Here is a 13,677-nt window from a genome sequence, read left to right as displayed (position 1 = left end):
TCACATTACACAGGAGCAAAATAATGAATAAGCTAACGTCCTTGGCCCTGGGGCTGATGCTGGCGGCGGGCAACGCCGCTGCGGCTTCTTACGGCGAGCAGTTGGAAGGCTTTCCGATGCCTTATCCGCTACAGCACTTCACTTTTTCTTCCCAGCAGCAGTCGCTCAGCATGGGATATATGGATGTTAAGCCGGTCGGCAATGCCAACGGTCACGTTGTGGTGCTGATGCACGGCAAAAACTTTTGCGGTGCCACCTGGGAAAGCACGCTGCGCGCGCTGAGCCAGCAAGGCTATCGGGTTATCGCCCGGGATCAGATCGGTTTTTGTACCTCGACCAAACCAGCTAACTATCAGTACAGCTTCCAGCAACTGGCTAACAATACCCATCAGCTACTACAGCATCTCGGCGTGAAGAAAGCGATCGTTATCGGCCACTCTACCGGCGGCATGCTGGCGACGCGTTACGCGCTGATGTATCCACAGCAGACCGAAAAGCTGGTGATGGTGAATCCTATCGGCCTTGAGGACTGGAAAGCAAAGGGCGCGCCCTGGCGATCGGTGGATGACTGGTATCAGCGCGAGCTGAAGCTGTCGGCGGAAGGCATCAAAAAGTATGAGCAGCAAACCTACTACTCTGGTCAGTGGAAGCCGGAGTATGACAAATGGGTTGATATGCTGGCCGGGTTGAACAGCGGGCCGGGGCATAAAAAAGTCGCCTGGAACTCTGCGCTGATCTACGACATGATCTATACCCAGCCGGTTTATTATGAATTGCCGGATCTGCGTGTTCCCACCACCCTGTTTATCGGTACTGCCGATACCACCGCCATCGGCAGCGATATTGCCACGCCGGAGGTGAAGGCGCAGCTGGGTCACTACGAGGTGCTGGGCAAAGAGGCGGCAAAACGCATTCCTCATGCCCGCCTGGTAGAGTTTGACGGCATGGGACACGCGCCACAAATGGAAGCGCCGGAGAAATTTCACCAGGCGCTGATCGAGGATTTAGCAACGTTAAAATGATCACTGCGGGAAAATTTTTTGATGGCCACAACGATTTGTTGCTGCGCCTGTGGGTAAATCATGCCGATAATCCGGCGCAGGCTTTTTTCGCCGGTCGGGAGCAGGGCCATCTCGATTTTCCACGTATGCGGCAGGGCGGCTTTGCTGGCGGGCTGTTTGCGGTCTTTGTGCCGCCGGTCGCCTGGCTGGCGGGAGAGCGCGGCCAGGAAGTGAGCCTGGTGCAGGCGCAGCACGACGCGCTGGCGATTGCCGAGGCGCAAATCGCCATTCTGCGTCAGCTGGCGGAGGCCTCTGCTGGACGGGCGCGGCTCTGTGTGACGGCCGCCGATATTGAACAGTGCCTGCAGCAGGATGTGCTGGCGCTGGTGATGCATATCGAAGGCGCAGAGATGCTGGATGAGGAGCTGACGCTGCTGGATCGCTTTTACCAACTCGGCCTGCGTAGCATTGGGCCTTTCTGGAATCTGCCTAATCGCTTCGGTGTTGGTGTGAACGGCGGTTTTCCCGGTTCGCCCGATACCGGCGAGGGAATGACGGCGGCGGGCAAGGCGCTGATCCGCGCCTGCAATCAGCGGCGGCTGCTGATCGACCTTTCACATATGAACGAGAAAACCTTTTGGCAAACCGCCGAGCTGAGCGATGCGCCGCTGGTAGCCACGCATTCCAATGCGCATGCGCTTTGCGCCCAGCCGCGCAACCTGACCAATGCGCAACTGGAAGCTATCGCTGCCAGCGACGGCTTTGTCGGCGTAAACTTTGGCAACGCCTTTTTGCGCGCCGATGGCGCGCGCAACGCTGAGACTTCACTTAACGAAATTGTTAAACATTTGTGTTTTCTGCTTGATAAGTTAGGTGAAGATCGCGTTGGCTTCGGCTCGGATTTTGATGGCATTAGCGTGCCGGAGCCGTTGGGCGATGTGAGCGGTATGCCCCGACTTTTTGAGGCGTTAGCCGCTGCCGGCATTGATGCGCAACTGCAAGAGAAGCTGGCCTGGCGTAACTGGCTACACGTGTTAAAGCGCACGTGGGGTCAATAGAAAAGTTGCGATTCAGGTCACATTAGAGCAACATCTGCGCTGCCAAATTTTCATATTTGACAACTCACGGATTGCCTGCCGCAATTAATGGTGACAATCCGTCATTTTTAACGCTAAGAGGAGAAAAGTTATGTCTGCATGGATCAAACCTGCATTTGAAGATTTACGTCTGGGTCTGGAAGTTACTCTGTACATTTCCAACCGTTAATCCCTGTGCCCGCGCCAGTCGCGGGCCTGTTTCTTTCCTTTCCCGGTTATCACATGCAGATCAAAGTTCTTGGCTCCGCAGCTGGCGGAGGGTTCCCGCAATGGAACTGTAACTGTAAAAACTGCCAGGGCGTGCGTAACGGCACGATGAAAACCTCGCGGCGTACGCAATCCTCTATCGCTATTAGCGATAACGGAAAAGATTGGGTGCTGTGCAATGTCTCTCCCGATATTTGCCATCAGCTGCTGGCTTCGCCCGAATTGAATAATCCCGACGTGCTGCGCGGCACCGGTATTGGCGCCATTATTCTTACCGACAGCCAAATCGATCATAGCGCGGGCTTACTCAATTTGCGTGAAGGCTGTCCGCATCATGTCTGGTGTACGGAGGAGGTCCATCAGGATCTCACTACCGGCTTTCCGGTATTCACCATGCTTTCCCACTGGAACGGCGGCCTGATTCATCACGGCATCGTGCCGGAGCAGACCTTTAGCGTCAGCGTGTGCCAAAGCCTGCGCTTTACCGCCATTCCGCTGTTAAGCAATGCGCCGCCTTACTCGCCCTGGCGCGATCGGCCATTGCCGGGCCACAACGTGGCGCTGTTTATTGAAGACGGCAGCAGCGGTAAAAGCCTGCTGTACGCGCCGGGGCTGGGCGAGCCTGATGATGCGTTGATGCCATGGCTGCAAAAGGCGGATTGCCTGCTGATTGACGGCACGCTGTGGCGTGATAACGAACTGGCGGCCACCGGCGTCGGCAAAAACACCGGTAAAGATATGGGCCATCTGGCGCTCTCAGAAGAGCAGGGGCTGGCTGCGCTGCTGGCGTCACTGCCGGCAGAACGCAAAATTCTGATTCATATTAACAACACCAACCCCATCCTGGATGAAGAGTCCGCCGAGCGCCAAAGCCTGACGCAGCAGGGCATCGAAGTGAGCTGGGATGGCATGTTAATCGAGGTATAACCATGACGCAGGCACAGCCGCTTTCGCCGCAGGCTTTTGAACAGGCGCTGCGCGCCAAAGGCGCTTATTACCATATTCATCATCCCTACCATATCGCGATGCATAACGGCACAGCCACGCGCGAACAGATTCAGGGCTGGGTAGCGAACCGCTACTACTATCAGACCAATATTCCGCTGAAGGATGCCGCCATTATGGCTAACTGTCCGCATCCGGAGGTGCGTCGCAAGTGGGTGCAGCGCATTCTCGATCACGACGGCAACGGCGACAGCGAAGGCGGCATTGAGGCCTGGCTGCGACTGGGCGAGGCGGTAGGCCTGAAACGCGAGGTGGTGCAGTCGGAAGCGCTGGTGTTGCCCGGCGTACGCTTCGCCGTAGATGCCTATGTCAACTTTGCCCGACGCGCTAACTGGCAGGAAGCAGCCTGCAGCTCTTTGACCGAGCTGTTTGCGCCGCAGATCCATCAGGCGCGGCTCGACAGCTGGCCGCAGCACTATCCGTGGATCGAAGCGGAAGGCTACGACTATTTCCGCAGCCGTTTGAGCCAGGCGAACCGCGACGTGGAGCATGGCCTGCAACTGGCGCTGGAGTATTGCGACACGGTAGAGAAACAGCAGCGCATGCTGGAAATCCTGCAGTTCAAGCTGGATATCCTGTGGAGCATGCTGGACGCGATGACGATGGCGTATGAAATAAAACGACCGCCTTACCATACGGTAACGGCGGATCTCGCCTGGCATAAAACGAGACTGGTGTAATGGAAATCAACGCTTTACAGACGCCGCAGTTCCGCCGTGGCTTTCGCCTGCAGTGGGAAGAGACGCAGAACTGTCATGTTATGCTCTATCCGGAAGGAATGGCGCGACTCAACGGCAGCGCTGCTGAAATTTTACTGCTGGTGGACGGCAAGCGGACGCTGGGCGATATCGTCGCCGAGCTGAGCGCGCGCTTCCCCGGCGTGCCCGATCTGGGCAACGACGTTACTGAATTTTTTGGTCAGGCCTATGAACAGAAGTGGATCATCTTCCGTGACTGAACGGAAACCGGCGGTGAATCCGCCGCTGTGGCTGCTGGCGGAGTTAACCTACCGCTGCCCGCTGCAGTGCCCTTACTGCTCCAACCCGCTCGACTTTGCTCAACAAGATAAAGAGCTGACTACTGAGCAGTGGATTGAAGTATTTCGACAGGCACGGGCGATGGGCAGCGTGCAGATCGGCTTTTCCGGCGGCGAGCCGCTGGTGCGTAAAGATCTGCCGGAGCTGATTGCTGCCGCACGCAATCTCGGTTTTTACACCAACCTGATCACCTCCGGCATCGGGCTGACCGAGAAAAAGATTGATAGCTTTGCTGAGGCCGGGCTGGATCATATTCAAATCAGCTTCCAGGCCAGCGATGAAACCCTGAACGCCGCGCTGGCCGGTTCGGAAAAAGCCTTCCGGCAGAAGCTGGAAATGGCGCGGGCGGTCAAAGCGCACGGTTATCCGATGGTGCTGAACTTCGTGCTGCATCGCCATAATATCGACCAGATCGATCGCATTATCGAGCTGTGCATCGAACTGGAGGCGGATGACGTCGAACTGGCGACCTGTCAGTTTTACGGTTGGGCGCAGCTCAATCGAGAAGGCCTGCTGCCAACGCGCGAACAGATTGAACGTGCCGAGCAGGTGGTGAAGCAGTACCGCGAGCGCATGGCGGAAAGCGGCAGCCTGACCAATTTGCTGTTTGTTACGCCAGATTATTATGAAGAACGTCCCAAAGGCTGTATGGGCGGCTGGGGCGCGATTTTCCTCAGCGTGACGCCGGAAGGCACCGCGCTGCCGTGTCACAGCGCGCGTCAGCTGCCGGTCACGTTTCCGTCAGTGCTGGAGCATGACCTGCAGCATATCTGGTATGACTCTTTCGGCTTTAATCGCTATCGCGGCTTTGACTGGATGCCGGAGCCTTGCCGCTCCTGTGACGAAAAAGAGAAGGATTTCGGCGGCTGCCGCTGTCAGGCCTTTATGCTGACCGGCAATGCCGATAATGCCGATCCGGTCTGTGCGAAATCGCCGCATCACGGCAAAATCATTGCGGCGCGCGAGGCGGCCAACTGCACCCAGATGCAAATCAGCCAGCTGCAGTTCCGCAATCGGGTTAATTCTCAGCTGATCTTTAAGGCGAACGCATAATGTCGCAGGCGGCCTCGTTACGGCTCGATAATGGTCTGACGGTGCGGCTGCTGCACGACGCGCAGGCGTCAGAAGCGGCAGCGCTACTACAGGTCGCCAGCGGCAGCGATCATGAGCCAGAGCAGTGGCCGGGCCTGGCGCATCTGCTGGAGCATCTGCTGTTTACCGGCAGCGCAAGCTATAGCGGTGAGCAGCGGCTCATGAGCTGGGTACCCGCGCAGGGAGGCCGCCTTAATGCTACCACTCGCGCCGATCGCACCGCCTATTTCTTTAGCCTGCCTGCCAGCGGGCTGGAAGCGGGGCTGATGCGGCTGGTGGATATGCTGGCGTGCCCGCAGCTTTCATCAGAGGCGATTGCGCAGGAAACGGCGGTGATTGACGCCGAATATCGTCTGCTGTGTCAGGATGCCCAAACGCTAACCGGCGTGGCACAGCGGTACTTTTTTCAGGGCCCGCCCGCGATGCAGCGTTTCCACGTCGGCAACCGCGCCAGCTTTGGCGAAGATCACAGCCGATTACGCCAGGCGCTGCAAGAGTTTCATCAGCAGCGCTATCATGCGGGGGCGATGACGCTTTGGCTTTCCGGCCCGCAGCCGCTGGCTGAGCTGGAAGCTATTGCCCGGTGCTGCGGGGCAAGCCTGCCCGTATCCATTGACGCCCCGGCTGTATCGCCTGCCCATTTACAGGCGCGTGCGGATGGTGCGGTGCGCATCACAGGCGCGTCGCAATTCACGCTAACCTTGGCTCTTAACCATTGGCAGGAGAGCGATGCGGGCTGGTGCGCACTGTTGCAGCAGCTGCTACTGGATGAGGCGGAAGGCGGCCTGCTGGCGCAGCTGCGAGCCGCTGATATTTGTGATGGCGTGAGTTTGCAGGAGGTCTGGCGCGGCGGAGGGGCGGCGCTGATTGCCGTCTGTTTTGTACCGGCCCATGTGCGCCCCACGCTCACTGCAACGCTGGAGGCTGCGCTGCGGCAGTGGCTTGCTCAGCTTGCTGACTTTACCGCCTCCCAGTTAAACCATTATTTGCAGCTGGCGCAGCGCCAGCATGCCGATAAAAGCGCGCTCGATCGCCTACGCGATCGGGCGTTCGGCTTCGCGCCGCCCGCGTCAGTTACGCCAGATAAGTGGCAACATTGGCTGGAGCAGTTACAGAACGCCGAAGTCAGCCGACTGTGGCTGGATGAGACCGTACAGGGCGAGATGACCTCATCGGCCGGATTTGAGTTTATCCACGCGCCTTTGCAGCATACTCCCGCCACTACCGCTTTGCCGCTGCGTTTCTGGCCTTTTTCGCCGCTGCTGGCGCCGCAAACCCTACCTCACAGAGCGGTTCCCTTACTCTATTTACCTGCCTCTGCGCCTGCGGTATTAACGCTGCGTCCGGTGCCGGAGAAACCCATTACCGATGCGTTGGGCTACGCCTTACAGGCGGCGCTGCGTGCGTTATCAGCCAGCCTGGCGCATCAGGGCGGCAGATTAAGCGTTGAACGGCGGCAGGGCATCTGGCAGCTTCATCTGAGCGGTGAACCGGCATTGATGGTGGCAGCGCTGGCGGCGATCGTTTCGCGGCTGCACACCTTTACCTCGCTGGATGCAGGCGCGCGCGCCTGGCAGCGAGAGCAGCAGCAAGAGCAGGGTGAGATCCCGGTACGTCAGCTGCTTAGCCAACTGCCGCGCTGGCTGCTGGCGCAGCAGTCGCTCTGTGCGAAACTCAATGAAATTGTCTGGCAGGCGGCGCTGGTTGGCGGCGGCCAGGCGCTGACCCAAAGGCTCTCCCGACTATTGAGCCGCATGCCGGGGCGCGTACAACGTGTAACCGACTGGCTGCCATGCGAGCCGCAGCCGGGGCAGCAGCACGCTCTGCGCCTGACGCAGGGCGATACGGCCCTGCTGCTGTTTTGCCCGCTGACGCAGCCTGGTCTTGAGGCACAGCTGGCGTGGCGGATGCTGGCGCTGATTTATCAGCCAGCCTTCTTTCAGCGTCTGCGCGTAGAACAGCAGGTCGGCTACGTGGTGAGCTGCAGTTTTCATCATGCGGCCGATCGCACAGGAATACTGTTTGCGCTGCAGTCGCCGCAGCATAATGCCGCCGCGTTGTTAACGCATATTCAGCGTTTTTTACGGGTAATGGAAAATGAGCTTGCCCGTCTTTCCGCTGATGAGCTGGCGGAAAAGCGTGAACGACTGTGGCAGCGGCTCCAGCCAGAGGGTGATACGCTGGAGCAGGCGCGTCAGGCGCTGGCTTTTCCCGATCTGACTTCTCCGGCGGCGCGCCAGCTGCTTGAGCGTCTGGATGCGCCCGGGCTGATTGCCTGGCATCAAAAGCTGTGCGATCGCGTCTGGTGGTGGCAGTGTGCGGCAGAGACTGAATAAGCAGCTTAGTGGCGCTGGCGACGCGCTTTTTTATGTTGATACATAATATCGTCGCTTTGACTCAGCAATCCCGTAAGCGGTTGCGGCTGGGTGGGATCAAACTCCACCATTCCTACGGAAAAATCCAGGCGGTAGCGGCGATCAAGCGGCTCCATATAACGTTGCAGCTCGGCACGAAAATCTTCCAGCCGCGCGTTCGCCTGCTGTTGATTCGTATCGATAAACAGCACCACAAACTCATCGCCGCCGAGACGGGCAAATAACGCCGACTGACGAAAGCTGGTTTTCAGCGCGTCAGCAAAATCCATCAAGGCCCGGTCGCCTTCCCGATGCCCAAAGGTATCGTTGATTTGTTTAAACTGATCGAGGTCGAAAAACGCCAGGCAGGCAGAGTAGTGGCGCAGCGCGCACTCTTTCAGCAGCATCTGTCCCAGGGTCATAAAGCCGCGTCGGTTGGATATCTGCGTGAGTTCGTCAGAAGTGGCTGCCTGGAAATTCAGCAGCTCTGCTTCAGCCATAGAGGCCAGGTCGCGCAGCGCGCAGACGTCTTCACCATTAAAAGTGCGCGCCTGGTTATCCAGAATGCATAGCGTGCCCACTTTGGCCCCGTTAGGCGCGCGCAGCGGGCATCCCGCATAGAAACGGATATGCGGCTCGCCGATCACCAGCGGATTATCATAGAAACGCGGATCGTTGCAGGCATTCTCCACCACCATCACATCATCCTGCAGAATGGCATGGCCACAAAAAGAGATATCGCGTGCGGTTTGGGTAACGCTGATGCCGTCTCCTGATTTAAACCATTGATGCTCGGCATCCAGCAGGCTGACAACCGATACTGAAACGTTAAACAGCCGTTTCGCCAGGCGCGTCAGACGATCGAAACGCTCCTCGGCGGGCGTGTTTAATATTTTCAGCGCATGAAGCTCGCTCAGACGCTGAGGCTCATTTGCAGGGATTCTTGGTGTTTTCATAAAAGCCTTCAAACTTTATATTTTTTGATTTATGTACTTCTGGTGACAGTATCGGTCAGAAAAGGCACAACTTCAGGGTGAATTCACGCTGATATGATTCAGGGATAAATCAACGTCAGCGCGCCGCCTGGCAAGCAGTAGCAATCTGAGTGAAATATTTACCTTAGCTGGCCTGCGGAAGGAGGTAAACCTGAGAAGGAAAAAACCTATCAATGAGTGTGATACAGGCAGCCGGTCGGCTGCCTGTAAGAGACCTTACAGCAGATTACGTTCTGCCAGATCGAGAGCAAAATAGCTAAAGATGAGATCCGCGCCGGCGCGTTTAATCGCTCCCAGGCTTTCCAGAATCACCGCGTCTTCATTGATCGCGCCTGCCTGAGCGGCAAACTTGATCATCGCATACTCACCGCTTACCTGATAAGCCGCCAGCGGCAATTCAGTGCGTTCACGAATATCGCGCAGAATATCCAGGTAAGCGCCCGCCGGTTTAACCATCAGCGAATCAGCCCCTTCCGCCGCATCAATCAATGACTCACGGATCGCTTCACGACGGTTCATGGGGTTCATCTGATAGGTTTTACGATCGCCTTTCAGCGCCGTGCCTGCGGCTTCACGGAACGGGCCGTAGAAGGATGACGCAAATTTAGTGGAGTAGGACATAATCGCGGTATCGGTAAAGCCAGCTTCATCCAGCGCCCGACGAATCGCTGCAACCTGACCATCCATTGCCGCAGAGGGCGCAATAAAATCAGCGCCCGCCTGCGCGGCGACCACTGCCTGCTTGCCAAGGTTAATCAGCGTTGCATCATTATCAACACCGTGATCGCACAATACGCCGCAGTGGCCGTGTGAGGTGTATTCGCAGAAGCAGGTATCGGACATAACGATCATTTCCGGCACCGTATCTTTGCAGATGCGCGACATACGCGCCACCAGGCCATTTTCCTGCCAGGCATCGCTGCCGGTGGCGTCGGTATGATGGGAAATACCGAAGGTCATTACTGAACGAATACCTGCTTTAGCAATGCGTTCAATTTCATAAGCCAGGCGTTTTTCCGGAATGCGCATAACGCCCGGCATCGCTTCAATCGCTTTGTAATCATCCACGCCTTCTTCAACAAAGATCGGCAGGGCCAGATCGTTGCGGCTCAGCGTGGTTTCCTGGAACATATCGCGCAGCGCGGCGCTTTTACGTAATCTTCTGGGACGATTAATCAGAGAAATATCAGACATAGTTATTTGCTGTACAGGTGAAAAAGTCATCATAGTGTACGCGCTTTTAGATTATCGGGGGAAACTTCCCGTGCGACATTTCAGGCAAAAAATTAACCGTAACCGTGACTTAATAATTATATTTAACAGCCAGGCAACATTCCGCCGTTTAATATTCCTGCCGGATCTGAGCAGTTATTTTTAATATAAAAAATCATTATTTTAAGCGCCGCTTGAAAAAAGGTTGCCAGCACATACATAGTGCTCAGGGAGGCGCTCTCCCTGACATGTTTAAGCTTTTGACGGCTCAATGAGAGATTTTCAGGAGGTTATTCATGGCATTCAAATCACTTTCTCTGTTCCCCGACGTTACCGACACGCTGTTTTCCGATCGTTTTAACCGTATCGATCGGCTGTTTAGTCAGTTAACCGGGGATGCGCCGCTGGCCACTACGCCAGCCTGTGATATTAAACGTCTTGATGAAAGCCACTATTCCATAATGCTCAGCGTTCCTGGCTGGAAAGAGGAAGAGCTGGACATCAGCGCCACAGGCGGCCAGCTGACCGTTAGCGGTAAACGCCTTGAAGAACAACACCAGCAGGATGAAAAAAGCGCCTGGCTGCATCGCGGCATCAGCCGACATAACTTTAGCGTCAGCTTTGCTCTGCCGCAGCATGTCAAAGTGGAGCGTGCGCGTCTGGAGCATGGCCTGCTGGAAATTTCGCTGTATCAGGAGATCCCTGAAAGCGAGAAACCGCGCAAAATTGCGATTGAAAGCCAGCAGCGGGTTATTGAACACAACGCCTGATAGTCGTCCCCGGCCCTGTCGCCGGGGTTTTTTTATCGGCTGCGCGCCTGCATTCTGGCCAGCTCTTTTGCATCGTGGCTGCAAAACAGAGTGATGTTTTCCTCGCGGCTCAGCGACAGCGTCCGTAGCCGCTGCTGATTTTCCCGCCGCGCCGCATTATCAGTCGCCATCATCCACTGATAAAAACGCAACCCCGGCGTGCAATGGCGCTGCTGCTGATACATTTCTCCGCGATAAAACCAGGCATCGCCGCCGTGCAGCAGCCAGCCATCATCCTGCTGAATGGCAACGCCCGCATGCCCTGGCGTATGGCCCGGCAGCGGAATGAACAGAATTTCAGGGGGAAGGCCATTTAACGCTTTCACTGCGGTAAATCCCTGCCAGCTTTCGCCCTGCGGCTGGTAGGTTTGCCACTGGACGTTGCCGGGCCATTGAGCCGGGCGGTAGCGTCGTCGCTGTAGCCAGTTGTTGCGGTGATGACTGGTTTCCAGCTCCTGTTGCAGCAGGTGAACACGCGCATGGGGAAAGTCGGTTAGCCCACCGGCGTGATCGAAATCGAGATGCGTCAGTACAATATGGCGGACATCCTGCGCCTGAAAGCCCAAACGTTGAACCTGCGCCAACGCGCTAAGTTCGGGGCGACGCTGAATATTATTCAACTGCCGAAAGAAAAGGGCGATACGTGAATCGTGACGAAGATCCTGCTCGCCAAAACCGGTATCAACCAGCACCAGCCCGTCGCGCTCGGTCTCAATCAGCAGGCAGTGACAGACCAGGTGGGCATGCAATCCTTTACTGAAGCCATCATACAACGCGCCGCCAAAAGGACACATCGAACCACAGCTCAGGTGGTGTATCCGCATAGTCTTCCTCCTTACACGTAAAGTCTAAGTGTGGGCGCTAATGGGCCAGCAAGCCAGACGGCAACCTGCGCAACGGCGGCAGAAGAGTGAAATGGCGCTACGTGAATGGGATCGTTGCTGCAAAACTAAAGTGGGCGGCCTAAAAAAAAGCCCCTCTGCGAGGGGCCTTTTTGTTACTCGTTAATGCGCGGATGCTGCTGGATCAGATTCTTACGTTTCTCCTCCAGCTTAGCGATCTCTTCGGTAATATCGTCGATTTTATGCTCGATATTATCGTGATGTTCCTGCAGGATTTCACGCGCCTCGTTAATATCCGAGGCCGCCGGGGTTGCGCCCTTCAGCGGTTTGTTGGCGGTCTCTTTCATCATAATACCGGTAATTAAACCGATAACCGCGATCACCATCAGATAGTAAGCCGGCATATAGAGATCGTTAGACGCCTCTACCAACCAGGCCGCCACAGTTGGCGTCAGACCGGCAATTAATACCGAAATATTAAAGGCGCTGGCCAGCGCGCTGTAGCGAATATGTGTCGGGAACATCGCTGGCAGCGATGAGGCCATTACGCCTGTAAAGCAGTTAAGCACAATCGCCAGCATCAGCAGACCGGCAAAAATCAGCCCCAGCACATTACTGTTAATCAGCATAAAGGCGGGAATTGCCAGCAGCAGCAACGCGGTACTGCCGATAATCACAAACGGACGACGGCCAAAACGGTCGCTCAGCAGGCCGATGATCGGCTGGATAAACAGCATGCCTATCATAATAGCGATAATGATCAATACGCCATGGTCTTCCGGGTAGTGCAGGTTATGCGAGAGATAGCTCGGCATATAAGTCAGCAGCATGTAATAAGTCACGTTGGTGGCAATTACCAGGCCAACGCAGGCCAGCAGACTTTTCCAGTGCTTAGTGGCAATTTCGCGGAAAGAAACTTTTGGCCCTTCGCGCAAGCCTTCACGATCGCCCTGTTCCAGTTTTTCCACATGCTGTTGGAACGCAGGCGTTTCTTCCAGCGCATGACGTAGATACAGACCGATGATGCCCAGCGGCAGCGCCAGGAAGAACGGCAGACGCCAGCCCCACGACAGGAAGTTTTCTTCGCCAACAATGGTTGAGATCAAGACCACCAGGCCCGCGCCCAGCACAAAGCCGGCGATGGAGCCGAAATCGAGCCAGCTTCCCATAAAGCCGCGTTTGCGGTCAGGCGAGTATTCCGCCACGAAGATCGACGCGCCGGTATATTCCCCTCCAACGGAGAAACCCTGAGCCATTTTCGCCAGCAGCAGCAGTATTGGTGCCCAAATACCAATCGAGGCGTAAGAGGGGATTAAACCGATACAGAAAGTACTGAGCGACATGATAATAATAGTGATCGACAGGATTTTCTGGCGTCCATACTTATCGCCAAGCCTGCCGAAGAACAGCCCGCCCAACGGACGGATCAGGAAAGGAACGGAAAAGGTCGCCAGTGCGGCGATCATCTGAACGCCGGGATCGGCGCCAGGGAAAAAAACTTTACCCAGGGCATAGGCGACAAAACCATATACCCCAAAATCGAACCACTCCATCGCATTGCCTAACGATGCGGCGGTAATTGCCTTGCGTAAACGTGAGTCATCAATGATGGTAACGTCATCAAGCGCAATAGGTTTTACACGCTTCCTACGTAGTTTCATATCATTCGCCCTGTGTTTGCTGATTAATTTAATTTCCTCAACGATGCAAACCGAAGTGAGAAATGTCAGATCGCGGCGTTGAGGAAATTTTTCCTGCCGGGAGATCCGGCTCAATTTATCATCGCCTGCGATAATAACTTTAAGAAACTATTACCCTGCGATTTCACAGTATATCGCCAGAACGCAAAAAATGTTACATCTGTGCTAAAAGTAGCGTCTAAATGCGTATAGAAAATAACCGTTTACCGTCAGGGCAGCACACTCTGCTGGAGCAGCGGCCTGCTTAAATCCTGGCAGGAAAGGGGCGTTTTTTCCGCTGTCAGCAGGATTAAAAAATGGCGTGAGTTAATAAAGCGCCTGACGTC

At 55.8% G+C, this 13,677-nt stretch carries 13 protein-coding genes; 9 read left to right on the top strand and 4 right to left on the bottom strand.

What is annotated here, in order from left to right; all coding sequences use genetic code 11:
• Positions 1-23 precede the first annotated feature (23 nt).
• The 8 genes from ACQE3Y_RS07760 to pqqF all read left to right on the top strand — a co-directional run bounded on the left by ACQE3Y_RS07760 (position 24) and on the right by pqqF (position 7,775).
• The gene (locus ACQE3Y_RS07760) at positions 24-1,022 is read left to right on the top strand and encodes an alpha/beta fold hydrolase (protein WP_426981308.1); all 999 of its coding nucleotides are present in this window, start codon (positions 24-26) and stop codon (positions 1,020-1,022) included.
• On the top strand, positions 1,019-2,059 hold the full coding sequence (locus ACQE3Y_RS07755) for a dipeptidase (RefSeq protein WP_426981306.1): 1,041 nt from the start codon (positions 1,019-1,021) through the stop codon (positions 2,057-2,059). The genes ACQE3Y_RS07760 and ACQE3Y_RS07755 overlap by 4 nt, the downstream gene beginning before the upstream one ends.
• A 130-nt stretch (positions 2,060-2,189) precedes the next feature.
• Positions 2,190-2,267 carry a pyrroloquinoline quinone precursor peptide PqqA gene (pqqA, locus tag ACQE3Y_RS07750; RefSeq protein ID WP_071883753.1) on the top strand — a complete coding sequence of 26 codons (78 nt, stop codon included), beginning with the start codon at positions 2,190-2,192 and terminating at the stop codon, positions 2,265-2,267.
• Between the two features lie 53 nt (positions 2,268-2,320).
• Positions 2,321-3,232, top strand: coding sequence for a pyrroloquinoline quinone biosynthesis protein PqqB (pqqB, locus tag ACQE3Y_RS07745; protein ID WP_426981305.1), 912 nt, complete (start codon positions 2,321-2,323; stop codon positions 3,230-3,232).
• A gap of 2 nt (positions 3,233-3,234) precedes the next feature.
• Positions 3,235-3,990 carry a pyrroloquinoline-quinone synthase PqqC gene (gene pqqC, locus ACQE3Y_RS07740; RefSeq protein ID WP_426973970.1) on the top strand — a complete coding sequence of 252 codons (756 nt, stop codon included), beginning with the start codon at positions 3,235-3,237 and terminating at the stop codon, positions 3,988-3,990.
• Entirely contained in the window at positions 3,990-4,268 is a 279-nt protein-coding gene (gene pqqD, locus ACQE3Y_RS07735; RefSeq protein ID WP_426973971.1) for a pyrroloquinoline quinone biosynthesis peptide chaperone PqqD, read from the top strand. The genes pqqC and pqqD overlap by 1 nt, the downstream gene beginning before the upstream one ends.
• On the top strand, positions 4,237-5,400 hold the full coding sequence (gene pqqE, locus ACQE3Y_RS07730) for a pyrroloquinoline quinone biosynthesis protein PqqE (RefSeq protein ID WP_426973972.1): 1,164 nt from the start codon (positions 4,237-4,239) through the stop codon (positions 5,398-5,400). Before pqqD ends, pqqE begins: the two co-directional genes overlap by 32 nt.
• Entirely contained in the window at positions 5,400-7,775 is a 2,376-nt protein-coding gene (gene pqqF / locus ACQE3Y_RS07725; protein ID WP_426981303.1) for a pyrroloquinoline quinone biosynthesis protein PqqF, read from the top strand. The genes pqqE and pqqF overlap by 1 nt, the downstream gene beginning before the upstream one ends.
• A 5-nt stretch (positions 7,776-7,780) precedes the next feature.
• Here the strand turns inward: pqqF and ACQE3Y_RS07720 are convergent, their stop codons facing one another.
• Both ACQE3Y_RS07720 and hemB read right to left on the bottom strand, forming a co-directional pair.
• On the bottom strand, positions 7,781-8,749 hold the full coding sequence (locus tag ACQE3Y_RS07720) for a sensor domain-containing diguanylate cyclase (protein WP_426981300.1): 969 nt from the start codon (positions 8,747-8,749) through the stop codon (positions 7,781-7,783).
• A gap of 255 nt (positions 8,750-9,004) precedes the next feature.
• On the bottom strand, positions 9,005-9,982 hold the full coding sequence (gene hemB, locus ACQE3Y_RS07715; RefSeq protein ID WP_426981298.1) for a porphobilinogen synthase: 978 nt from the start codon (positions 9,980-9,982) through the stop codon (positions 9,005-9,007).
• A 314-nt stretch (positions 9,983-10,296) separates the two neighbouring features.
• Here hemB and ACQE3Y_RS07710 point away from each other — a divergent pair, with 314 nt between their 5' ends.
• Complete coding sequence (locus ACQE3Y_RS07710; RefSeq protein WP_426973976.1) at positions 10,297-10,770, top strand: Hsp20 family protein; 474 nt, start codon at positions 10,297-10,299, stop codon at positions 10,768-10,770.
• Between the two features lie 32 nt (positions 10,771-10,802).
• Here ACQE3Y_RS07710 and ACQE3Y_RS07705 read toward each other — a convergent pair whose 3' ends face one another.
• Both ACQE3Y_RS07705 and proP read right to left on the bottom strand, forming a co-directional pair.
• Entirely contained in the window at positions 10,803-11,633 is an 831-nt protein-coding gene (locus ACQE3Y_RS07705) for an MBL fold metallo-hydrolase (RefSeq protein WP_426981296.1), read from the bottom strand.
• Between the two features lie 173 nt (positions 11,634-11,806).
• A complete protein-coding gene (gene proP / locus ACQE3Y_RS07700) occupies positions 11,807-13,312 on the bottom strand; it encodes a glycine betaine/L-proline transporter ProP (protein ID WP_426973978.1) in 1,506 nt (501 codons plus the stop codon).
• Between the last annotated feature and the right edge of the window lie 365 nt (positions 13,313-13,677).

This window comes from Pantoea sp. FN0305 (genome assembly GCF_050113845.1).
GTDB classification, from domain to species: Bacteria; Pseudomonadota; Gammaproteobacteria; order Enterobacterales; family Enterobacteriaceae; genus Mixta; species Mixta alhagi.
This window is presented reverse-complemented; position numbering and strand designations above follow the sequence as displayed.